Origin of the sequence: Thermovenabulum sp. (assembly GCF_049701175.1) — a bacterium.
Classification (GTDB): Bacteria; Bacillota; Thermosediminibacteria; order Thermosediminibacterales; family Thermosediminibacteraceae; genus Thermovenabulum.
In genome coordinates this window covers 24,191-45,513 of record NZ_JBNATW010000020.1, presented here as the reverse complement: position 1 = coordinate 45,513, position 21,323 = coordinate 24,191, and the positions used below count along the sequence as shown (strand labels likewise).

Annotated in this window: 21 protein-coding genes; all 21 read right to left on the bottom strand. The window is 33.0% G+C overall.

Features of this window, described 5'->3' with window-relative positions:
- Positions 1 to 193: 193 nt before the first annotated feature.
- Complete coding sequence (locus tag ACPLVF_RS08140) at positions 194 to 1,441, bottom strand: Glu/Leu/Phe/Val family dehydrogenase (RefSeq protein ID WP_424907330.1); 1,248 nt, start codon at positions 1,439 to 1,441, stop codon at positions 194 to 196.
- 129 nt (positions 1,442 to 1,570) lie between these two features.
- The gene (locus tag ACPLVF_RS08135) at positions 1,571 to 2,107 is read right to left on the bottom strand and encodes a 2-oxoacid:acceptor oxidoreductase family protein (RefSeq protein ID WP_424907329.1); all 537 of its coding nucleotides are present in this window, start codon (positions 2,105 to 2,107) and stop codon (positions 1,571 to 1,573) included.
- A 1-nt stretch (position 2,108) separates the two neighbouring features.
- Positions 2,109 to 2,927, bottom strand: a complete 819-nt coding sequence (locus ACPLVF_RS08130; protein WP_424907328.1) for a 2-oxoacid:ferredoxin oxidoreductase subunit beta — start codon at positions 2,925 to 2,927, stop codon at positions 2,109 to 2,111.
- Positions 2,920 to 4,068 carry a 2-oxoacid:acceptor oxidoreductase subunit alpha gene (locus ACPLVF_RS08125; RefSeq protein WP_424907327.1) on the bottom strand — a complete coding sequence of 383 codons (1,149 nt, stop codon included), beginning with the start codon at positions 4,066 to 4,068 and terminating at the stop codon, positions 2,920 to 2,922. The genes ACPLVF_RS08130 and ACPLVF_RS08125 overlap by 8 nt, the downstream gene beginning before the upstream one ends.
- On the bottom strand, positions 4,058 to 4,267 hold the full coding sequence (locus tag ACPLVF_RS08120) for a 4Fe-4S dicluster domain-containing protein (protein WP_424907326.1): 210 nt from the start codon (positions 4,265 to 4,267) through the stop codon (positions 4,058 to 4,060). Before ACPLVF_RS08120 ends, ACPLVF_RS08125 begins: the two co-directional genes overlap by 11 nt.
- A gap of 140 nt (positions 4,268 to 4,407) precedes the next feature.
- Positions 4,408 to 5,220 (bottom strand): PHP domain-containing protein, encoded by an 813-nt coding sequence (locus ACPLVF_RS08115; protein WP_424907325.1) that lies wholly within the window; start codon positions 5,218 to 5,220, stop codon positions 4,408 to 4,410.
- 115 nt (positions 5,221 to 5,335) lie between these two features.
- Positions 5,336 to 5,596 (bottom strand): stage V sporulation protein S, encoded by a 261-nt coding sequence (locus tag ACPLVF_RS08110; protein WP_068748500.1) that lies wholly within the window; start codon positions 5,594 to 5,596, stop codon positions 5,336 to 5,338.
- Positions 5,597 to 5,677: 81 nt separating this feature from the next.
- A complete protein-coding gene (locus ACPLVF_RS08105) occupies positions 5,678 to 6,457 on the bottom strand; it encodes a TIGR00282 family metallophosphoesterase (protein WP_424907324.1) in 780 nt (259 codons plus the stop codon).
- Positions 6,458 to 6,559: 102 nt separating this feature from the next.
- Positions 6,560 to 8,089 carry a ribonuclease Y gene (gene rny, locus ACPLVF_RS08100; RefSeq protein WP_424907323.1) on the bottom strand — a complete coding sequence of 510 codons (1,530 nt, stop codon included), beginning with the start codon at positions 8,087 to 8,089 and terminating at the stop codon, positions 6,560 to 6,562.
- 169 nt (positions 8,090 to 8,258) lie between these two features.
- The gene (locus ACPLVF_RS08095; RefSeq protein ID WP_424907322.1) at positions 8,259 to 8,924 is read right to left on the bottom strand and encodes an ATPase; all 666 of its coding nucleotides are present in this window, start codon (positions 8,922 to 8,924) and stop codon (positions 8,259 to 8,261) included.
- Between the two features lie 59 nt (positions 8,925 to 8,983).
- Positions 8,984 to 9,220 carry a hypothetical protein gene (locus ACPLVF_RS08090; protein WP_424907321.1) on the bottom strand — a complete coding sequence of 79 codons (237 nt, stop codon included), beginning with the start codon at positions 9,218 to 9,220 and terminating at the stop codon, positions 8,984 to 8,986.
- Positions 9,221 to 9,227: 7 nt separating this feature from the next.
- On the bottom strand, positions 9,228 to 10,679 hold the full coding sequence (locus ACPLVF_RS08085) for an AAA family ATPase (RefSeq protein ID WP_424907320.1): 1,452 nt from the start codon (positions 10,677 to 10,679) through the stop codon (positions 9,228 to 9,230).
- Positions 10,680 to 11,675 carry a metallophosphoesterase family protein gene (locus ACPLVF_RS08080; protein ID WP_424907319.1) on the bottom strand — a complete coding sequence of 332 codons (996 nt, stop codon included), beginning with the start codon at positions 11,673 to 11,675 and terminating at the stop codon, positions 10,680 to 10,682.
- Positions 11,672 to 12,760 carry a recombinase RecA gene (recA, locus tag ACPLVF_RS08075; protein WP_424907318.1) on the bottom strand — a complete coding sequence of 363 codons (1,089 nt, stop codon included), beginning with the start codon at positions 12,758 to 12,760 and terminating at the stop codon, positions 11,672 to 11,674. Before recA ends, ACPLVF_RS08080 begins: the two co-directional genes overlap by 4 nt.
- Positions 12,761 to 12,863: 103 nt before the next feature.
- Complete coding sequence (thpR, locus tag ACPLVF_RS08070; RefSeq protein WP_424907317.1) at positions 12,864 to 13,421, bottom strand: RNA 2',3'-cyclic phosphodiesterase; 558 nt, start codon at positions 13,419 to 13,421, stop codon at positions 12,864 to 12,866.
- A gap of 11 nt (positions 13,422 to 13,432) precedes the next feature.
- Complete coding sequence (locus ACPLVF_RS08065; protein WP_424907316.1) at positions 13,433 to 14,677, bottom strand: competence/damage-inducible protein A; 1,245 nt, start codon at positions 14,675 to 14,677, stop codon at positions 13,433 to 13,435.
- A gap of 28 nt (positions 14,678 to 14,705) precedes the next feature.
- Positions 14,706 to 16,193, bottom strand: coding sequence for an AAA family ATPase (locus ACPLVF_RS08060; protein ID WP_424907315.1), 1,488 nt, complete (start codon positions 16,191 to 16,193; stop codon positions 14,706 to 14,708).
- Positions 16,194 to 16,229: 36 nt separating this feature from the next.
- A complete protein-coding gene (locus tag ACPLVF_RS08055) occupies positions 16,230 to 16,748 on the bottom strand; it encodes a hypothetical protein (protein ID WP_424907314.1) in 519 nt (172 codons plus the stop codon).
- A gap of 107 nt (positions 16,749 to 16,855) precedes the next feature.
- Positions 16,856 to 18,169 (bottom strand): 30S ribosomal protein S12 methylthiotransferase RimO, encoded by a 1,314-nt coding sequence (rimO, locus tag ACPLVF_RS08050; RefSeq protein ID WP_424907313.1) that lies wholly within the window; start codon positions 18,167 to 18,169, stop codon positions 16,856 to 16,858.
- A 12-nt stretch (positions 18,170 to 18,181) separates the two neighbouring features.
- Entirely contained in the window at positions 18,182 to 19,039 is an 858-nt protein-coding gene (locus ACPLVF_RS08045; RefSeq protein ID WP_424907312.1) for a helix-turn-helix domain-containing protein, read from the bottom strand.
- A gap of 89 nt (positions 19,040 to 19,128) precedes the next feature.
- Positions 19,129 to 21,300, bottom strand: coding sequence for a DNA translocase FtsK 4TM domain-containing protein (locus ACPLVF_RS08040; RefSeq protein WP_424907311.1), 2,172 nt, complete (start codon positions 21,298 to 21,300; stop codon positions 19,129 to 19,131).
- Positions 21,301 to 21,323: the final 23 nt, after the last annotated feature.

The window sequence follows — 21,323 nt, the reverse complement described above, 5'->3', positions numbered from 1 at the left end:
TTTCTCTTCCTGTATCCTATTGAGGCTTTCTTTATCAAACAAGTTTGTTCCCTCCTATACTTTTTCTTTATTTAATAATTTCTATTTTTATTTTAAAAATCCTTTAGTAATTTTTGATAATTTATATTCCTAAAAAATATGATTCTTATAACTTTTATTTAAAAATCCCTCCCTGAAAAGGGAGGGATTTTTTTTAGACTCTGCCCCTAACCTTCAGGGCTTCTGCAATCCTCTTTATGGCAACCATGTATGCAGCTTCTCTCATGTTTACGCCATATTCTTTATGTAAGCTATATACTTCATTAAAGGCTTTTACCATTAAATGTTCTAATCTTTGATTTACTTCTTCTTCCGTCCAGTAAAAATTCATTAAGTTTTGTACCCATTCAAAATAAGATACAGTTACACCGCCGGCATTGCATAGGATGTCTGGAATTACAAGAACGCCCTTCTTATATAAGATTTCGTCAGCTTCAGGTGTTGTAGGTCCGTTAGCTGCTTCACCAATAATTTTAGCTTTAATGTCTCCTGCGTTTTTGCTGGTAATTACGTTTTCTAATGCTGCAGGGACTAAAATGTCAACATCTAAGGTTAATAATTCATCACTTGTAATATCTTTGCTACCCGGAAAACCTTTAACAGTGCCATTTTTGGTTTTATAATCGAGAACTGCTTTCGGATCAAGGCCATTGGGGTTGTACGCCCCTCCTCGCGAGTCATTTACAGCGACTATTTTGCATCCAAGTTCATTTAAAAGCCTTGCAGCAATACTACCTGCATTACCGAAGCCTTGAATAGCAACCGTTGCTTTTGTAAGGTCAAGACCTATCTTCTTTGCAGCTTCTCTAATTGCAAACATAGCGCCTCTTGCTGTAGCTTCATTTCTTCCAAGAGAACCTCCGATAACAATGGGTTTTCCGGTTACTACACCAGGACAGTAATATCCTCTTAGCTTGCTGAATTCATCCATAAACCAGGCCATTATTTGAGCATTAGTATATACATCTGGCGCTGGAATATCTTTTTCTGGACCTATAATTGGGCTTATAGCAGCAAAATAACCCCTGCTTAACCTTTCTAGTTCTCCTTTTGAAAGCTCTTTTGGATTTACTCTAATTCCACCTTTTCCACCACCATAGGGTAAACCTATTACAGCACATTTAAATGTCATCCAAGCAGAAAGGGCTTTTACTTCATCCATTGTCACATCAGGATGGAATCTTACCCCACCTTTTGCAGGTCCTAAGATGGTGCTGTGCTGAGAACGATATCCAATGAAGGTTTTAACAGAACCATCGTCCATCTTTACTGGTATTGATACCGTAAGCACTTTTTCTGGCTCTTTCAAAACTTCGTAATAAGAATTTTCTAAACCAAGCTTATCACATGCAGTTTTAATTTGTTTTTGAACTATCTCAAAAGGATTTAATGTTTCAGTCATGTAAAACTCCCCCTCTAATTATTTTTTCTTTTTTTATAATTTTACTGTTTTATATGTGTATTAATTAAAAATTAACCCCTCCCTCCAGAAATAATTATGATTTTTCTTTTAGAAGAATTTATTTAAATTTTATTTAACTCCTGCTGCTAATTCAAAACCGGCATATAAAGCTTTTTTATTTAATTCTTCTGTTCCTTTTGGAACCCTTGCAAGGATAGCAGATTCAATTGCTTCTTTGCTTACTATACCGGTTAGTTCGGTAATTACTCCTAATGCCACGATATTAGCAACCATAGTCCTTCCTATTTTATTTTGAGCTGTTTCAATAATTGGTAGTTCATAAACTTTATAAGGAGAGTCTATTTTTGAAAGAGAAGAATCTTTTATTATTATTCCTTTTTCCGATAGATTATCTTTAAATTTTTTCAAGGCCTCTTCAGATAAAACAAGAAGTACATCAGGCTTTGTAACCTTTGGATAATCAATTTCTTCTTGGCTTATAATAACCTCTGCTCTGCTTGCCCCTCCTCTTGCCTCGGGACCGTAAGATTGAGACTGGACAGCATTTTTCCCCTCTATTATAGCTGCTTCGGCAAGGATAATGCCAGCAAGAATTAATCCTTGTCCTCCTGAACCGCTAAGTCTTAATTCAAATCTATCTTCCATGTTAATCAACCCCCTGTGCCTTTTTAATAATTTTCATATATTCTTCTGTGTATTCTGGTGCAATTTCTTCATAAAATTCTCCTATAACTATTTTCCCTTCTAGCTCTTCTTTGCTCATTTTTTCTGCAGCTTTAATTGTAACAGCATTATCCTTCAACATTTCCATCATTTTTACTGGAGAACCTAACTTATTTTTCCTTCCAAAATATGTTGGACAAATCGATGCTGCTTCTACTACAGAAAATCCTTTATGCATAATTGCTTTTTCTATCATTTTAATTAGCTGTGGAACATGATAAACAGTAGCTCTTGCTACATACGTAGCACCTGCTGCCTGTGCAAGTTTACAAAGGTCAAAATTCCTATCAATGTTGCCATAGGGGGCTGTAGTAGCATAGGCACCTTTTGGAGTCATTGGTGAGTACTGGCCACTGGTCATTCCATAAATATTATTGTTAAAAATTATAGTAGTTATATCTATGTTTCTTCTGGCGGAATGAATAAAATGATTGCCTCCAATTGCTGTACAATCTCCATCACCGGTTAGAACTATAACTTTGAGGTCAGGATTTGCAAGTTTAATACCTGTTGCAAAAGCCAATGCCCTACCGTGCGTAGTATGCAAAGTATTAAAATTTAAATAACCTGGGGCTCTCGAAGAACATCCTATACCGGAGACAATGCATATTTTATCCTGATCTATTTTTAAATTATCTATAGCCCTTACCACTGCACCGGTTATTATTCCGTGTCCGCAACCGGGACACCATATATGGGGCAATCTTTCAATCCTATAATATTTTTCAAGACTTTTACGCATTTTTTAATACCTCCCGAACCTTATCGATAACTTCATCGGGGCTAATCAGCTCTCCGCTGAATTTATTCAATCCAATAACATTATGTCTTCCTTTAGATGAAGCTTCCACAGTTTCTATTAATTGTCCGTAATTCATTTCAGCAACAATAATATTCTTTACACTTTTAGGTAGCTCATTTATAGCTTTATGTGGGAAAGGCCATATTGTCTTTAACCTTATCATTCCAACTTTTTTCGATTCTTTTCTCAAAATTTTAACAGCCCTTGCTACCGAACGAGCAGTTGAACCAAAGGAAATAACTACAGTATCTGCATCCTCTGTAAATAGGTTTTCATATTCAACTATATCGTCAATGTTATCATAAATCTTTTTCATTAGTCTTGATATCAATTTTGCAGTAACTTCTGGACTTGTTGAAGGAGCACCTGTTATATCATGAATTAATCCTGTTACATGATAGGGTATGCCTTCACCAAAATTGGCCATAGGAGGTATTCCATCTCCATCCACATCTTCATAAGGATTGTATTTTGCAATCTTAGATAAATCAGGTTTTTTCCTATTAAAAACCTTTACTGTAGAAGGATCAGGCAATACAACTCTTTCCCTCATATGACCAATTACTTCGTCCATTAGAAGTATCACAGGTGTTCTGTATTTTTCAGATAAGTTAAAAGCACGTACTGTCATATCATATACTTCTCTAACATAAGAAGGAGATATAACAATTATCGGATGGTCACCATGTGTTCCCCACCGTGCTTGCATAACATCGCCTTGAGCTGGAAGGGTTGGAAGACCAGTACTGGGACCACCCCTTTGGACATCCACAATTACACAAGGTACTTCGGTTAAACAGGCATAACCAATGTTTTCCTGTTTTAGCGAGAATCCCGGGCCACTTGTTGCAGTCATGGATTTTAACCCTGCAAGAGAAGCCCCGATAACAGCACCCATACTTGCAATCTCATCTTCCATCTGAATAAATTTCCCGCCAACTTTTGGAAGTTTCTCGGCTGCTATTTCAGCAATTTCAGTAGAAGGTGTTATTGGATAACCAGCATAAAAACGCATACCTGCCACAATCGCACCTTCAACACACGCCTCGTTTCCTTGCATTAGAACCGGTTTATTTATCATTTTCATCATCACCTACCACTATAGCATAATCTGGACACCTTATTTCACAAAGTTTGCAGTTAATACAGGCTTCAGGATTCACTACTACTGGCTTTCCATTCTCTGAATCAAAAACCTTTTTAGGGCAAAAAGCTATACATATACCACACCTTTTACATGATTTAAGATCAATTTTAATATCGACTTTTTTTTCAGCCACTCTCTCACCTCAAATTCCTTTTATTTTAATATTAAATTTATTTCGTGTATAATGTATTCTATATATTTTATTTTTATCCTTCCATTTTTTTTAATTAATAAAAAAAATACAAAAAAAATTGATTTTTTGTATACAATATTTTAATCATCTTTTTTTGAGTCCTTCAACTGCATTAAAAATTCATAGGGGACAGGCTGGCTGCCCATCAGCAAAGGATCGCCGTGGCAATCGGAACCACCGGTCATTAAAAGGCTATATTTTTTTGCCAATTCCATAAAATAATTGGAATCTTCCTTGTTATGTTCTTTATGATACACTTCTATTCCTTTTATACCCATCTTTATTATTTTAAATACTATGCCTTTATTTTTTATAAGTCCTGGATGAGCTAAAACAGGAATCCCTCCACTTTTCTTAATAAGTTCAATGGCCTCAACTGGGGTCAATTTATAACGCGGAACGTATGCAGGTTTTCCTTTATCAAGGTAAAGAAGAAATGCTTCCTCTACAGATGAGGCATAGCCTTTTTTTACAAGTACCCTTGCAATATGCGGCCTACCAAGAGAAGGACCATCAGCTTCTTTTTCAACATCTTCATTTTTTATAGGAATGTTTAATCTGTTTAATTTTTCAATCATCTTTTTTATTCGACTATTTCTTATCTCCTGAAATTCTCTTAATTTAATTTGTAAAAAATGATCTTTATAATCTATATAATATCCTAAAATATGCACTTCTTCATTCTCAAAATCTGTATTGATTTCGATTCCCGGAACTATTTCTAATGATGGATAATATTTTGCCCTTTCTATTGCGAAACTTATTCCATCTATAGTGTCATGATCTGTAATCGCTATAGCTTTTAAATTTAATTCAGCAGCTTTTTCTACAACTTCTTCGGGTGTTAATTTGCCATCTGAAAAAGTTGTATGAATATGAAGATCAATTAGCATTATGGCTTCCTCCTTGAAATCAAAAAAGCCTGTCTTAAAACAGGCTATATAATCTACAAACTAAAAATCACATACTATTTTATATGTTTTATATATATAAATATATTTAATTATATTAACGAGGTTCCACAATGAGTTTTATTGCCGTTCTTTCCTGGCCTTCTATTTCTATATCGGTAAATGCCGGTATACAAATTAAGTCAATACCGCTGGGAGCCACATACCCTCTTGCGATTGCTATAGCTTTTACTGCCTGGTTAAGTGCGCCAGCACCAATAACTTGAATTTCTGCTGCTCCTTTTTCACGTATAACACCAGCTAAAGCCCCGGCTACAGAATTTGGATTTGATTTAGCTGATACTTTTAATACTTCCATTTTTAATTCCTCCTTAAAAATTTTACATTGCTTATTTTATTATTCTCTAAAAAACATAAAATTCCTTTTATTTTTTAAAATTTATTTTAGCATATTTAATCTTTTTATACTAATTGCAAGTCCTGTAATTTCATCTATTTCTACTAATACAGAATTTAACTGCGCCCTTCCTGAGGCTACTTCAAACCTTGCCGGAAGTTGGTTTAAAAATTTTTTAATTACTTCATCTTTATCAATTCCCAAAATAGAATCATAGGCCCCTGTCATCCCGACATCAGTTATATACGCTGTGCCTTTGGGCAATATCCTTTCATCTGCCGTTTGTACATGAGTATGAGTACCTACTACTAGAGAAACTTTTCCATCTAAAAACCAACCCATGGCTTGTTTTTCTGAAGTAGCTTCAGCATGAAAATCAACAACGATAATATTTGTTATTTTATTTATCTTCTCTATTTCTTCTGCACAAGTTCTAAAAGGACAATCTAAAGCCTGCATAAAAGTTCGACCTGATATATTAATTATACCTATTTTAAGGTTGTTTTTTACTTCTATTATATTAGAACCCTTTCCTGGAGCTCCGGGAGGATAATTAAGAGGCCTTATAATCCTTTCTTCTGTATCGATAAATGAAAAAATCTCTTTATTATCCCAGACGTGGTTTCCCATTGTAAAAAAATTTATGCCTGCATCAAAAAGTTCCTCTGCAATTTTTTTTGTAATTCCATTTCCACCTGCAGCATTTTCTCCATTGGCTATAACAAAATCCACATTATTTTCCTCAATCAAATTCTTCAAATTCTCTTTAATTATATTTCTCCCTGGCCGGCCTACTATATCTCCTATAAACAATAGTTTCAATGCTTTCACAACCTTTCTTTATTTTTCCCAAATATTATTATAAATATTATTATTTTCTCCTTTTTTTGGTTTAAAAAAAGTGCGCGAACAAATCGCGCACCTTTATTTTGCATATTCTGTAGCTCTTACTTCTCTTATTACATTCACCTTGATATGACCAGGATACTCCAATTCTTCTTCTATTTTTTTAGCAATATTTCGAGCAAGCTCAATAGTTTCAAGGTCATCAATTTCTTCAGGTTTCACCATTATCCTGATTTCTCTTCCTGCTTGAATAGCATAAGCTTTTTCTACTCCTTTGAAAGAGTTAGCAATTTCCTCTAATTTCTCGAGGCGTTTTATATATGCTTCTAAAGTTTCTCTTCTTGCTCCTGGCCTTGCGGCCGAAATAGCATCGGCTGCTTGAACAAGTATTGCTTCAATTGAAGTAGGTTCTACATCATTGTGATGAGATGCTATAGCATTTATTATTGTCTGTGATTCACCAAATTTTTTAGCAATCTCAGCACCTATTAATGCGTGAGGTCCCTCTATATCCTGATCCACACTTTTCCCGATATCGTGAAGGAGTCCTGCTCTTTTTGTCACTTGAACGTCTACACCTAATTCGGCAGCCATAGCTGCCGCTATGTGAGCTACTTCTATTGAATGAAGAAGGACGTTTTGTCCATAACTAGTCCTGAATTTAAGTTTACCTAAATATTTTACCAGCTCTGGATGAAGGTTGTGAATACCTGTATCAAAAGTTGCTTTTTCTCCTTCTTCTCTTATTATATTTTCTACCTCTTTTTGAGCCTTTTCTACCATTTCTTCAATTCGTGCAGGATGTATTCTACCATCGATTATAAGCTTTTCTAAAGCTATTTTAGCAATTTCTCTTTTTACAGGATCAAAAGCTGATAAAATTACGGCTTCTGGGGTGTCGTCAATTATCAAATCTACACCAGTTAAAGTTTCCAATGCCCTTATATTTCTTCCTTCTCTTCCAATAATTCTACCTTTCATTTCATCATTAGGCAAAGTTACAACAGAAACAGTAGTTTCGGCAACATAATCTGGAGCACATTTTTGAATTGCATAGGAAATTATCTCTTTTGCTTTTTTTTGAGCTTCTTCTTTTGCCTGAATTTCTATTTCTTTAATCATCATAGCCATTTCATGGCGTATTTCTTCTTTTACCTTGTTGAGTAAATATTCTTTTGCTTCTTCTGTTGTCATACCAGATATTCGTTCTAATTCTGCTACTTGTGTGTTATATAGTTCGGTTACCTTCTCATTTAATCTGTTTACCTCTTGTTCCTTTTTAGCTACCATTTCTTCTTTTTTCTCTAAAGCTTCAGCTTTTCTATCTAAAGCTTCTTCTTTTTGTTGAAGTCTTCTTTCTGTCCTTTGAAGCTCATTTCTTCTTTCTTTTAATTCTCTTTCAAACTCGTTTTTTTGCCTAAGTATTTCTTCTTTTGCTTCAATTAGTGCTTCTTTCTTTAATGACTCTGCTTTAATTTGTGCATCAGAAATGATTTTTTTTGCTTCATCTTCTGCAGATTTTATCTTAGCCTCGGCAATGTATTTTCTTGCAAAATATCCTATAGCAAAGGTTATTAAACCTGTTGCTACCACAATAAATACGTTCATTAAATTAATATTAGCTCACCTCCTAAAATCCCTCTTCCAGTTTCTGTAAAAAAAATATTCTATCAAAATAAAAAACCGAGGGGAACTCGGTCTTCCTCCTAAAAGCTTTCCTTCAAAGCAAAGCTTCAAATTTATTTTATAATTTTTTAATTTTAATGTCAAGCCAATGCTATTCGCTATTCCTAATCCTGGTAACAATGCTTTTACCTTCTTTAAGCTCGACTTTATATGCTGTATCTGCCATTTCACTTAGGAATGTATTATGAGTTACCATTATTATCTGCCTATTAAAAACTTCACTAATATACTTTAAAAACGTTGCGACATTTTGAATAAATTCACTGCTTACATGTTTCGCAGGCTCATCCAAGATTATAGGACCTTTCTTATAGTATAAAATGTTTTCTAAAACAGCGATCCTTAGAGCAAGGGATATAACATCAACCACACCGCCACCTCGGGCGTCTTGTGGCTTTGTTATTACCTTTTTGCCATTAAATGTTGATATTACATAAAATTCCGCTTCAGGACGATTTCTTACTTCTTCTATGGATATTTTAAATTCTATGTTTGATCCAAAAATATACTGAAGGCAATTGGTTACTAAAAGTTCAATTTGTTGTTTTACCTGTTCCCTTGAAAACTCTGCTGTTTTTTGCAAGAGAATTCTTACCTGTTGGAGTATTTCCTCTTTCTCTTTAACCTCGGTGTATTCTTTTTGAAATTCTTGTTTTTCATATTCCAATTGTTCTTTTAAGCCCTTTTTAACTGTATAATCAAGAAGCAATTCTTGGTATTTATTTTCAAGCATTTCAATATCTTTATCATACACCATTTAAATTTCACCGATCCTTTTTATAAAGTCCTCCTTTTCATATATATTAATGTAACTTTCTATAAATTTTCGGGAATTAAGCTTTTTGCCTTTGACAACAATTCTTCAATTTCTTTGCTCAATTTTTCTATTTCCTTGTCAAGTTCTTCTGGTTTTACGTTTAATTTTTGAAGTTCAGCAAGCAAGTCCTGCTTTTGCCTTTGTAATTCTTCGAGTTTTGCTTCAGCTCTGTATTTTATTGCTTTGGCTTTGTCTATTTTTTCTTTTAGTTCCTGGATTTCTTTTTCTGGATCCATTATTGTGTTACACCTCTTTTCTCAAAATTTCTGTAGATATTTTTTCAACCTGTTTTTCATCTATGGGATTGAAACATATTGGGCATTTTGCAAGTTTTTTCATGATTCCAATATATTTTTGCGATTCTTTATATAAACAATTCTCTGTCTTTCTTAAATTATTAAGTTCTTCTTTAATTTTATTTTCATTTGCTTTTATTTCTTCTTTTATTCTTTTTAAATTATCGAGCAATTCCTTTTTCTTTTCTAAATCTTTCAGGTAATCTTCAATTTTTAATATAAAATTAATATAGGCTGTTTTTTTTTCTAATTGTTTTATATCATTTGTTAAATTAATTAATTTACTTTTTATTTCCATTAGGCTTTTTAATCTTTTATAATTTTCTTCAACTCTAAACGTTAAATCCTCACAATTTTTTATTTCCTTTGTCTTTTCTAATATCAAAGACAAAAACTTTTTTTCCTTCTCTAATTTTTCAACCTTTAATGAAATATCTTTTAATTTTTTATATTCCTCAAATTTTTTATTAGATTCCCTGATTATTTGCTCTGCTATAAATACATCCTTCGTATTTTTAAGTATTTTTTGAACATTAATATATTGGGTTTTAATTTCATATATTTTTTTTCTAACATCAATAAGCAATTTCAAAAATTTTGCTTTTTCTTCTGTAGATTTTATTAGTTCTTCCGCTGTATCGATGGTTTCTAAACTATTTACTAAGAAATTCAATTTTTTTTCTTCTTCGGAATTGTATTGCAATCTTTCTTTAAAATCCTTTAAAACCTTTAATAGTCCCTGTTTTCCTTTCAACAATTCTATTAAGTCATTAAGAGTTTCGAGTTTATTTTTTATAACCTCGAGATCTTTAAAATCTTCTAATTTTTTGTCTAATTCTTCCAATCTTGATAGTATCGCTTTTTCTTTTGAAATATATTCATTAAGCTCTTTATTTGTAAGTTTTAAAGCCGCATCGATTACATGAATGCCTGCCAATTTCCCCAATATTCTTGCCCGTGTGGCAGCATTTTCTGAAAGTAAAAAAGGGCCTTCCAACTGCTCGGAGAGATTTGCAAAGGACACCGCATCCTTATCAATTTTTATTTTAGGTATCCCATGAGCTTTATATATTTCTACAGGAACAGTATTCCCAAAACCTTCAAATATTTCTTCTTTTCCATTTTTAATTAAAATATATCTATTTCTATTTATGCCCTTTTCCCTTATAATTTGGGTATCATCTTCTAAAGTCAATTTTACACGGCAATAGCTTTCTCCCGCAGAAATAAAATCACTTCCGCGGGGCTCATTGTATAACACCCATTTTAAGGCCCTTATTATTGCGCTTTTCCCCTGATCCGTGGGCCCTAAAATTACCGTCATACCATCACCAAATTCTATTAGAGTATTCTTATGGGACTGAAAATTTTCAAGTTCTAATCTCTTAATTTTCCCCAATTAAATCACCTCAAGATCTTCTCCATCAAAAGAAAAATCTATTTGAGCTTGTTCAATTTTTTTTAATGCTTCTTCAACTACCTCTCTTTTTATATTGTTTTTTTGAGATATTTCATTTAAGATCGCCGTAAAGTCGTAGGATTTAAAATTAGAAGCTGAATTAACACTTTGAATAAACTCTGCAAGTTTTTTTTCTTTAAATTCCATTTCTTCCAACTTAGTCCTATCTAAAATTTCGTAACCAGGCAAAGCGGATTTTAATGTAATATTTTCTATTATTATATCTTTTTCTATTTTAATAAAGGAAACCTTAGGCATCCTTGATATTTCTATTAAAGAACTGTCAATTCTGACGATGCTTCCCGGATTTACAAAATACCTACCATTTACATATTTTATTCCATACCCCGAATGATAATGGCCCGATAAGGTAATATCAGCTTGTGTGCTAAGAATTTCATCAATTGTTGTGCAATAAGCTGTATGGAAAAGGGGTTTTTCCAAAAGCATGCCGTGTACCATATGTATTGCCACATCGCAGTCATCTTTTTTTACAATATAGCCACTTATCTTACCTTCTTTATCTAAATTATAAGAATAATGGGTACCTGTTAATCTTACCGTTACGCCATTTTTTTTTAAAAAAACTTTTTCTTCCGGATTAATTAGTTTTATTATGCCCATTGAGTCCAATAATCCTATCATAGTCCTTTTTATTGTATTGGGATTTTGTCCATAAATATCATGATTCCCTGCAACCATGTATATAGGAACATCAATTTTTTTGAAGCGGATAACAACCTCTCTCACAAGAGAGGGAGGAGTATCAGGTCTATCGAATAGATCTCCTCCGTGTAAGACAGCATCTACATTTTTTTCTTGAGCAATCTCTATTATTTCATCCAATTTTTTGAAAACCGTTTCAAAAAAGTTATCTTTCCTGCCTTGCGGGTTTGTATTTCTTATATGAGTATCGGTTAGGAACAAAAATTTCATCTTTTAGTCACTTCTCCATCTTTATTTGCTTCTAATGTCTTTTTTTTCTCTTCTGTTTTTCCATTTGCAGAATTTACCTGATTTGTCTCATTTTTTTCTAAAATATTAAATTTTTCTTTTACCTTTTTTTCAATCTCTCTTAATAAGTCAGGATGTTCTTTTAAAAATTGTTTAGCATTTTCTCTGCCTTGTCCAATCTTTTCATTGCCATAGGAATACCAGGACCCGCTTTTTTGAATTATTCCTATTTCCGAAGCAAAATCCAAAACACATCCCTCTTTAGAAATCCCTTCTCCATACATAATATCAAACTCTGCCTGCTTAAAAGGAGGTGCTACTTTATTTTTAACAACTTTCACCAGTGTCCTACTTCCTATTGTTTCCTCGCCTTCTTTTATTACATTTGTTTTTCTTACTTCCAACCTCACCGAAGCGTAAAATTTTAATGCCCGTCCGCCTGGAGTAGTTTCGGGGTTTCCAAACATTACACCTACTTTTTCTCTTAATTGATTTATAAAAATGGCTACAGTTCTCGATTTACTGATAGAACCTGCTAATTTTCTTAATGCTTGAGACATAAGCCTTGCCTGAAGCCCGACAAAAGAATCCCCCATTTCACCATCTAATTCGGCTTTTGGGACAAGGGCTGCAACAGAATCCACCACTATAACGTCTACCGCTCCGCTCCTGACCAAAGCTTCTGCTATTTCTAAGGCTTGTTCACCAGTATCCGGTTGAGAAATTAACAGATTGTCTATATCAACGCCTAATTTTTTTGCATATGCAGGATCTAATGCATGTTCTGCATCTATAAAGGCAGCTATTCCTCCCATTTTTTGCGCTTCAGCAATTATATGAAGGGCAACCGTAGTCTTACCCGAAGATTCCGGTCCGTATATCTCGATTATCCTTCCCCTAGGAACCCCTCCCACTCCTAAGGCAATATCAAGGGGTAAAGAGCCTGTAGGAATAACTTCTACGCTTAATTTGGCAGCAGCCTCACCCAAACGCATGATTGAACCTTTTCCAAACTGCCTTTCTATTTGAGTTAGAGCTATTTCCAGTGCCTTTTGTTTTTCCATCATTATAAAATCCCTCCAAAAAAGATAAAAATAATATTAAATTAATTATACACAAACATTTATGTAAAAAATAGATAAACTTTAATTTTTCTTTTCATTAAAAAATTTAGTTTATTAATTTCGCAGTATAAATTACATTATATATTGGTCCTTGTTTTAAAAGGATGCTCTGCATTAAATGAATTGATTTGACTTCGAATGTAATATTAAATTTTATGTTTTCGGGAATCACAATAGTATTTATCTCTTCTTTAAATCTACCCAAAGTCAAGTGGGGTTTAAAAGGCTTTTCATCAAAGACAATATTATTCTTTTTCAATAATTCATCTAAATCCTTTTTTATATTTATAATAATTTCAGAGTTTTTTATACCTATCCAAAAAACCTTAGGTCTCCTTTGATTAGGGAAAAAACCGAAATCTGTTAATTCTATATCAAAGGTCGGGTATCTTTGACTTACATCGTCCAATATTTCGGAAATCTTACATACTAAATTTTTTTGTATTTCACCGAGGAAGTTTAAGGTTATATGATAATTAGTTGGTTCAACCCATTTTATGCCTTTAATGAAATGGAATTTTTTCGAAATTTCTGCTAATTGCTTTTTTGTATTTTCATCAATTTCAATAGAAATAAAACTTCTTATCTTATTGTCAGCCAACATCCTACACCCCTTTAAAAATCAATTTGCTCCGATAATCTTTCCCTTAACAATTGCAGTGCTGCATTAGCAGCTCTTTCTTTAATCTCATTTCTTTGCCCTTTAAAATAGAATTTTCTTGAAAATGTGGTATTTCTGTCAGAGTAACCTATAAAAACTAATCCTACTGGTTTTTCTGATGTACCGCCATCTGGGCCAGCGATTCCTGTAACCGAAAGTCCTATGTCGCAATTGGAACTTTTCCTTACCCCTTTAGCCATTTCTTCAGCGGTTTTTTCACTTACTGCTCCCCATTTTTCGATTGTTAGCGAATTTACACCCAAAAGCTCAATTTTTGACCTATTACTGTAACTTACTATTGCCCTATCTAAGGATTGTGAAATACCGGGAATATTAGTAAGTTTATGGGCTATTAAACCTCCAGTACACGATTCTGCGATCGCAATGGTCAAACCTTTTTCTATAAGCATTTTCCCTACCACATCTTCTATTCTTTGATCATCAAAAGCAAAAATATATTTTCCAACCCTTCTTTTTATTTCTTCTTCTATGGGTTCTATCATTTTTAATGCTTCCTCTTTATTTTTAGCTTTTGCCGTTATTCTAATCGTTACTTCTCCCATTTTGGCATAGGGGGCAATGGTTGGATTTGTCTGCGAATCTATAAGGTCAATTAGTTTTTCTTCCAAAGCTGCTTCACCAATTCCGTAAAATTTTAGTACACGGGAATAAATTATTGCTCCACTTTTTTTATGTAAATAAGGAATACAGAAATTTTTAAGCATAGGCTCCATTTCAAAAGGTGGACCCGGGAGCATGATCACAACCTTGCCGTCTTTTTCAAGCAAAACACCTGGAGCCAACCCTACTTCATTAGGAATTATTTCAGCACCTTCCGGAATAAAAGCCTGTCTTATATTGTTTTCTGTAAACTCTCTATTTATCTTTTTAAAAAACTCTTCTATTTTACTCATCGCTTCATTATTTAAAATCATTTTTAAATTTAAAGCTTTTGCGATGGCTTCCTTTGTTATATCATCCCGAGTTGGCCCCAGACCTCCCGTTGTAATGATGATATCAGATCTTTTCCATGCCGTAGTGAATATCTCTTTTATTCTTTCAAAATTATCTCCTACAGAAGTATGATAATAAACATCAATTCCGATTTCTTTCAAAGCCCTTGCGATTACATAAGCATTTGTATTGACAATATCGCCCAGTAAAAGTTCAGTTCCTATACAAATTATTTCTGCCTTCATTTTCTTCTCACCTTTCCTTTAACATCTTTCACGCTGCTTTAAAATTTTCAAAACTTTTTATTAATTCACGAAAACTATCCCCATCGATTTTCTCTTTCTCCATTAAAATATCTACAATATTATTTAAATTCTCTTTGTATCTATTAATGATTTCTTTTACTTCCTCTTTTATTGTATTTATTATTTTTGCCATTTCTGAATAAAGCTCGCTTTGAGGCAACGTATTTTTATCTACTGCACCCAGAGATGACATTCCGGAAAATATTATATCTTTTGCAAATTTTACCGCCTGATTTATATCGCCGGCAGAACCAGTGCTAGCTTCCCCTAATAAAACCTCTTCAGCTACAGCACCTGCTAAAGCTATAGCAATGTGAGCTTCTAAATCCTTTTTAGTATAAAGATATGTGTCGTCCTCCATTTTTTGGCGCATATATCCTAAGGCTTGACCTCGTGACGTCACAGTAATTGCCGAAACCGAACCAGGCTTATAGTATTCGCTGGCTAAAGCATGGCCTAATTCATGTACCGCTATCCTTTTCATTTCTTCTCTACTGGGTTTTCTGTTTAGTTTTTCTCCCATTATTACTTTATCTACTGCTTCTAAAAAGTGTTTTTGTTTTATCTTTTTTTCTTTTTCCCTCATAGCAAGTATAGCAGCTTCGTTACAAAGGCTCTCAAGATGTGCACCTGAAAACCCAAAAGTTTCTTTTGCAATAGCTTCCAAATTCACATCTTCGTCAAGGGGTTTATTTTGAGTATGGATCTTTAATATTTCGAGTCTCCCCTCTTTGTCAGGTAAATCTACTCTAACTATTCGATCAAAACGACCAGGTCTTAAAATAGCAGGATCTAAAATATCTGGCCTGTTGGTAGCAGCAATTACTAGGATATTTACATCATCATCCTTAGCAGAAAGTCCATCCATTTCTACTAATAGCTGATTTAGTGTTTGGTCGTATTCCATATGGCTGGTGTTTTTTCCTCTTGAACCAGCTATAATTTCAATCTCATCGATGAATATTATGCAATGTTTTTTTGAATTCTTTCTTGCCAAATTTCTTGCTGTATTAAAAAGCTGTCTTACCCTTTGGGCACCAACACCTGCATACATTTCTACAAATTCGCTGCCAGAAGCATAGACAAAAGCAGAATCAATATAATTTGAAGCTGCCTTAGCAAGCAGGGTTTTCCCCGTTCCAGGCTCACCAGTTAAAAGTATGCCACGAATTGGCCTAATGCCCATGCGCTTTACTTCATCATAATTTTTTATAAAATCTAAAGCTTCTTGTAGTTCGTTTTTGGCTGTATCTTGACCACCTATATCATCGAAAGTTATTTTTATATCGCTGTTATCCTGTTTTTGGTTAACTTTAACAAAATTAGTGTTTTTTATTATGCTGTAAAATAAAATGAAAAAAATTACCATCCCCAAAATAGGAAGAATATTTATACCATTAATTAATAGAAAAACTGTAAGAGCAATTATTAACCCTAAAATAATTTCTAAATACACTAAAAACACCCCTTTTAGCCCAATTAATTTTAAAAATTATTTTTCCTTAGAAAATAAGATTTCATAAAATGCCTCATTGTCTTTTTCCATTATAAGGTATAAATTCATATCGGTGTCTATTTCTATTTTTATTTTTAAGTCATATTTTTTTGAAATTTGATCAAGGGAATCTTTCATCTTAACATATTCACCTGTTTTTTGCGCTTCAAAGAGAAAAAATTTAATTTTATCTTCATATAAACTTTGTAAATACCCTTTATCGTTTATAATTGTTATTTCATAAGGTTTATTTTTCAAATATTTGTAAACAGTTTTATCCAAGTCTTTATAACAATCCTTTAAACTTTCGATTTTTTTTAATTTCACCTTTATATTTATCCCATCTGCGAATTTTTCAATTTCTGCATTTTTTATATAGCTTTTTTGTTTTATATCTTCAAGCAAAGGTTTATCAATCCCGTATCTTTTATAAACTTGTTGTCCCACTAACAATAAGAAAAAAGATAAGATAAACACAATAGCTATAAGCTTAATATCTAAATCCTCAAATTTCAATTTTATCCCCCTTGAACGAATATTTGTTTACTCTCAACTATTATAACATATAAAATTTTAGATTGTCATAAAAAAAAAGAGGCATTTTTTGTAAATGCCTCACCCTTTTATACTTTCATTCCGTATAAATCGTATTCGAAAGCTTCTTTAATTAATACATTTGTAAAATCACCTATTTTTATATTACTGCCCTCGATAAAGACTACTCCATCAACATTTTTGCTATCCCTGTAACTTCTTCCGAAATAAATTCCCCTTTCTTTCATATAACCTTCTACCAAAACCTTTAATTTTCTTCCTATGAAACGCTTATTAATTGTTTTTGATATAAGTTTTTGAGTTTTCATTAATTCATTATACCTTTTCTCTTTTATTCTTTCTGGTACGTGCATATTCATTTGATAAGCTAACGTTCCCTCTTCCCTTGAATACTTAAAAGCTCCCACTCTATCTATTTGATAGGTCCAGATAAAATCTATTAATTCCTCAAATTCCTCTTGCCTCTCAGAAGGAAAACCAACTATAAATGTGGTTCTTATTGCAATTTCGGGAATCATTTGTCTTAATTTTATTATTAAATTTTTTATATCTTTAGAATTGGTTTTCCTTTTCATCAAACTCAAAATTCTATCATTAACATGTTGAAGGGGAATATCCAAATATTTCAATATTTTGTCGCTCTTTGCAATTACTTCTATTAACTCATCGTTAATATGAGTGGGGTAAGCATATAAAAGCCTTATCCAAAAGTCTCCCTCAATCTCTGATAATCTTTTTAAAAGTTCGCAAAGGTAATACTTTCCGTAAATATCCTTGCCATAGGATGTAATATCTTGTGCAACTAAGTTAATCTCTTTAACACCCTTCGAAATCAAAAATTTTGCTTCCTTTATTATTGAATCTAAAGGCCTACTTTTATACCTTCCTTTTATTTTGGGTATTACACAATAGGAACAGCAATTATCGCATCCTTCTGCAATTTTTATATGCGCTGATAAGGTGTCACTTAAAACCCTGTCCATTTCATTATAATTTAAGAAGGACTGATTTTTTATCTCCACAGCAGTCTTTTTATTTTTTATTATATAGGGTAATTTATAAAAATCTCCCGACCCTACTACCGCATCTATTTCGGGTATTTTTTCTTTAATTTGTTCCCCAAGAAGTTGTGCAAGGCAGCCTGCAGCAACAATGAAAACATCTTTTTTACTTTTCTTTACTCGTGCTATTTTTCTCAGAGCATTAAGAGATTCTTCTTTTGCAGATTTAATAAAACCACAGGTATTTACTATTATAATATCTGCTTCATATACATCATCTGTAAAATCATAACCCTCTTTTTTTAAAGCCCCTAATATTAACTCTGAATCTACCAAATTTTTATCACATCCAAGTGTAATTAAACCTATTCTTTCTGCCACGACTAACCTCCATTATCCTTGTTTTTTTATTATTATTGTAATTGGATTGGTGCCTTTTAAATCCAATTTCTCACCCAAAATGTCTATTTCAACTACTTTTGGATTTCCAATTCTTATCTCCAGTTCTTTATTTGCTTCAAGATATTTTTCTTCGTGTTGTTTTAGAATTCCCTCATATTCACTTTTCCCATCTTTTTTAACTGAAATCCAACATCTATCAGAAAATACTTTAAAATTAGTTTCAATTTTTTCAGAATCTACGTTCACAATTATCCTTTTTTCTGTTTCCTCCAAAATATTTATCTTGCTTTTTACCTCTTTTACAACAGAGCTATTCTCAACAGAGTTTTGTTGCTGTGATTGATTTTGTATTTGTGTTTGCACAATTTGCTCAGGGTTACTTGCATCGTTGCTCGTATTTAAAGATTTATTAGAACATATTGGGTTTAAGCTAATAAAATATACTATTATAACTATCCCAATAACAGCAATACCCCATATAAACCTTTTTTTTAATCTTCTTTTCCTTGTTCCCTTTTTTTGCGGTTGCTCTTTTTCAAATTTTTCAGTGGTAACTTTTAAAGTGCTGTCTTTATTTTCTACCTCTTTATCTTGTAAAAAACTTTTGTAAATTTCAATTACCTCTTTATCATCAATACCGCAGGTTTTTGAATAATTTTTTAAAAATCCCTTAATATATACATCCCCTCCGGGAATTAAATCAAAATTCCCTTCTTCTATTGCCTTTAAATACCTCTCTCTGATTTTGGTTTCCTTTTCTATATAGTCTAAAGTTATGCCTTTTTCCTCTCTTTTACTTTTCAAATATGCACCGAGATCCTTCAGGCTAGTTATCTCATTTATATTCATAAAATTCTGGAGGCCCCCCTGTTATTTTTTATTTCCCCGGAAATCGCATAATATTCATAATTTTAATATTTTTCGACTAAAATCCTATACTAACTATTTAACATTTTCTCATATTGGTCCTTGCTTATCAAAATTTGTCGAGGTTTTGCCCCATCGTATCCGCTAATGACTCCTTTGGCTTCCAATTGATCTATTAACCTTGCTGCTCTTGCGTATCCTATTCGTAGTTTCCTTTGCAATAGCGAGACTGATGCCTGCCCAGTTTCGAAAACAATTTTTAGGGCTTCTTTAAAAAGTTCGTCGATTTCTCCATTTGTTTTTTGTTCAAAATTCCCTTCAATTTCCTCTAAATTTTTCTCATACAATGGTTTCATCTGCTTTTTAATAAAATTTAAAACATTATCTATCTCTTTTTCGCTAATATACGACCCCTGCACCCTTAAAGGTTTTGCAGCACCTATTGGCAAAAACAACATGTCGCCTTTGCCTAATAATTTTTCTGCCCCTGCCATATCAAGAATTGTCCTCGAATCCACCTGTGAAGAAACTGCAAAAGATATTCTCGATGGAATATTTGCCTTTATCAAACCTGTGATAACATCCACCGAGGGCCTTTGCGTAGCTACAATTAGATGCATTCCCGCTGCCCTTGCCATTTGTGCAATACGGCATATAGAATCTTCTACTTCCTTTGGAGATATCATCATAAGGTCTGCTAACTCATCAATAACTATTAAAATTTTTGGCAGTTTTTCCTCTTCCTGAGCAATTTCATTGAATCTATTTATATCCTTTACGCCTTTTTGAGCAAATATTTGATATCTCCTTTCCATCTCGTTAACCATCCAACTTAAAGCAGCTGCAGCCTTTTTGGGATCATTAACAACGGGAGTTAATAAGTGAGGTATGCCGTTATAGCTGGAAAGTTCAACTCGTTTTGGATCAATCAGTAACAATCTAACTTCCTTGGGATGAGCTTTGAATAAAATGCTTAAAATAATGCAGTTTATACAGATACTTTTACCAGAACCTGTTGCTCCTGCAATAAGGAGGTGAGGCATTTCCTGTAAATCAGCAACAATAGGTTTTCCAGCAATATCCATTCCCAATGCTGCTGTTAACGGAGAAGTTGAATTTTTAAAGGAAACAGATTCTAATATTTCTCTCAAATATACCTTTGAAACTTCTTTGTTTGGGATTTCGATCCCTATTGCCGATTTACCGGGAATTGGCGCTTCTATTCTCACATCGGGCACTGCGAGACTTAAAGCAATATCGTCAGAAAGGTTTACTATTTTACTGACTTTTACCCCTGGCGAAGGTTGTAGCTCAAAACGAGTAACGGTAGGCCCACAGCTGACTTCTATAACCTTTGCTTGAATCCCAAAACTTAATAGTGTATTTTCAAGAACCTGTGCCCTGTTTAAAATATCCTTTTCACTTAAATTCTGCGTTTTATCGGGAGCCTTTTTTAAGAGATTCACAGGGGGCAATTTATAGTCAACATAATTTTCGCATAAAGTATTATTTTTTACAATACTGGTTTTTGCACTGCTTTTTACTTTTTCCGGTGGTTCTTTCTTATTGTCGTATAAATTATTTATGATAACGGGTACTTCTTCTTTTTCTTTTGATTTAACCTCATCCAACTGGACTGTCTCTGTTCCTGTATTTTTTATATCCTTATCCTCTTTTGGAGATGCTTGAATTATTATTTTTCTCTTATTTAATATATTTTTAAAAAAATTCAAAATTAGCCTAATTGGAGATGAACCTGTAATTAGAATAACGCTGATAATTGAAAGGGCAGTTAAAAATATGTAAAATCCCCATAATCCAAACAATTTATAGAAGAAATAATAATTTACCGCACCTATAATTCCTCCACCTTTACCCTGTTTTGCAAAAGTAATACTTTCTTTAATTATTTCTATGAAACTTGATGAAAATATATTATTTTTAATTTTAAAATGAAGAATTGAAGATACCACTATTAAAAATATTATAACTCCAATAGTTCTTGTATTAATTTCCAATTTTTTCAACCTTGTTGAAAGAGAAAATCCTAATAAAATAAAGAAAACGCTTATTAAAACTGCGCCTTCTCCAGCAATTAAAAGCAAGAGGCTTTTTATAAAACTACCGACTGTACCGGTATTTCTAAAATATAAAGATATTATGAAATATATTCCTATAAAAATGGAAATAATACCTTTTATTTCTTGCATTAAATCCTTCTTTTTATCGACAGCCGTCTTCACCAAACCACCTCACCAAGAAATAA

What these genes read in the sequence shown, in the direction of transcription:
- ACPLVF_RS08140 (WP_424907330.1), bottom strand. Translation starts at nt 1,441, where the DNA reads ATGACTGAAACATTAAATCCTTTTGAGATAGTTCAAAAACAAATTAAA.
- ACPLVF_RS08135 (WP_424907329.1), bottom strand. Translation starts at nt 2,107, where the DNA reads ATGGAAGATAGATTTGAATTAAGACTTAGCGGTTCAGGAGGACAAGGA.
- ACPLVF_RS08130 (WP_424907328.1), bottom strand. Translation starts at nt 2,927, where the DNA reads ATGCGTAAAAGTCTTGAAAAATATTATAGGATTGAAAGATTGCCCCAT.
- ACPLVF_RS08125 (WP_424907327.1), bottom strand. Translation starts at nt 4,068, where the DNA reads ATGATAAATAAACCGGTTCTAATGCAAGGAAACGAGGCGTGTGTTGAA.
- ACPLVF_RS08115 (WP_424907325.1), bottom strand. Translation starts at nt 5,220, where the DNA reads ATGCTAATTGATCTTCATATTCATACAACTTTTTCAGATGGCAAATTA.
- ACPLVF_RS08110 (WP_068748500.1), bottom strand. Translation starts at nt 5,596, where the DNA reads ATGGAAGTATTAAAAGTATCAGCTAAATCAAATCCAAATTCTGTAGCC.
- rny (WP_424907323.1), bottom strand. Translation starts at nt 8,089, where the DNA reads ATGAACGTATTTATTGTGGTAGCAACAGGTTTAATAACCTTTGCTATA.
- ACPLVF_RS08095 (WP_424907322.1), bottom strand. Translation starts at nt 8,924, where the DNA reads ATGGTGTATGATAAAGATATTGAAATGCTTGAAAATAAATACCAAGAA.
- ACPLVF_RS08090 (WP_424907321.1), bottom strand. Translation starts at nt 9,220, where the DNA reads ATGGATCCAGAAAAAGAAATCCAGGAACTAAAAGAAAAAATAGACAAA.
- ACPLVF_RS08080 (WP_424907319.1), bottom strand. Translation starts at nt 11,675, where the DNA reads ATGAAATTTTTGTTCCTAACCGATACTCATATAAGAAATACAAACCCG.
- recA (WP_424907318.1), bottom strand. Translation starts at nt 12,760, where the DNA reads ATGATGGAAAAACAAAAGGCACTGGAAATAGCTCTAACTCAAATAGAA.
- thpR (WP_424907317.1), bottom strand. Translation starts at nt 13,421, where the DNA reads ATGTTGGCTGACAATAAGATAAGAAGTTTTATTTCTATTGAAATTGAT.
- ACPLVF_RS08065 (WP_424907316.1), bottom strand. Translation starts at nt 14,677, where the DNA reads ATGAAGGCAGAAATAATTTGTATAGGAACTGAACTTTTACTGGGCGAT.
- ACPLVF_RS08045 (WP_424907312.1), bottom strand. Translation starts at nt 19,039, where the DNA reads ATGAATATAAATGAGATAACTAGCCTGAAGGATCTCGGTGCATATTTG.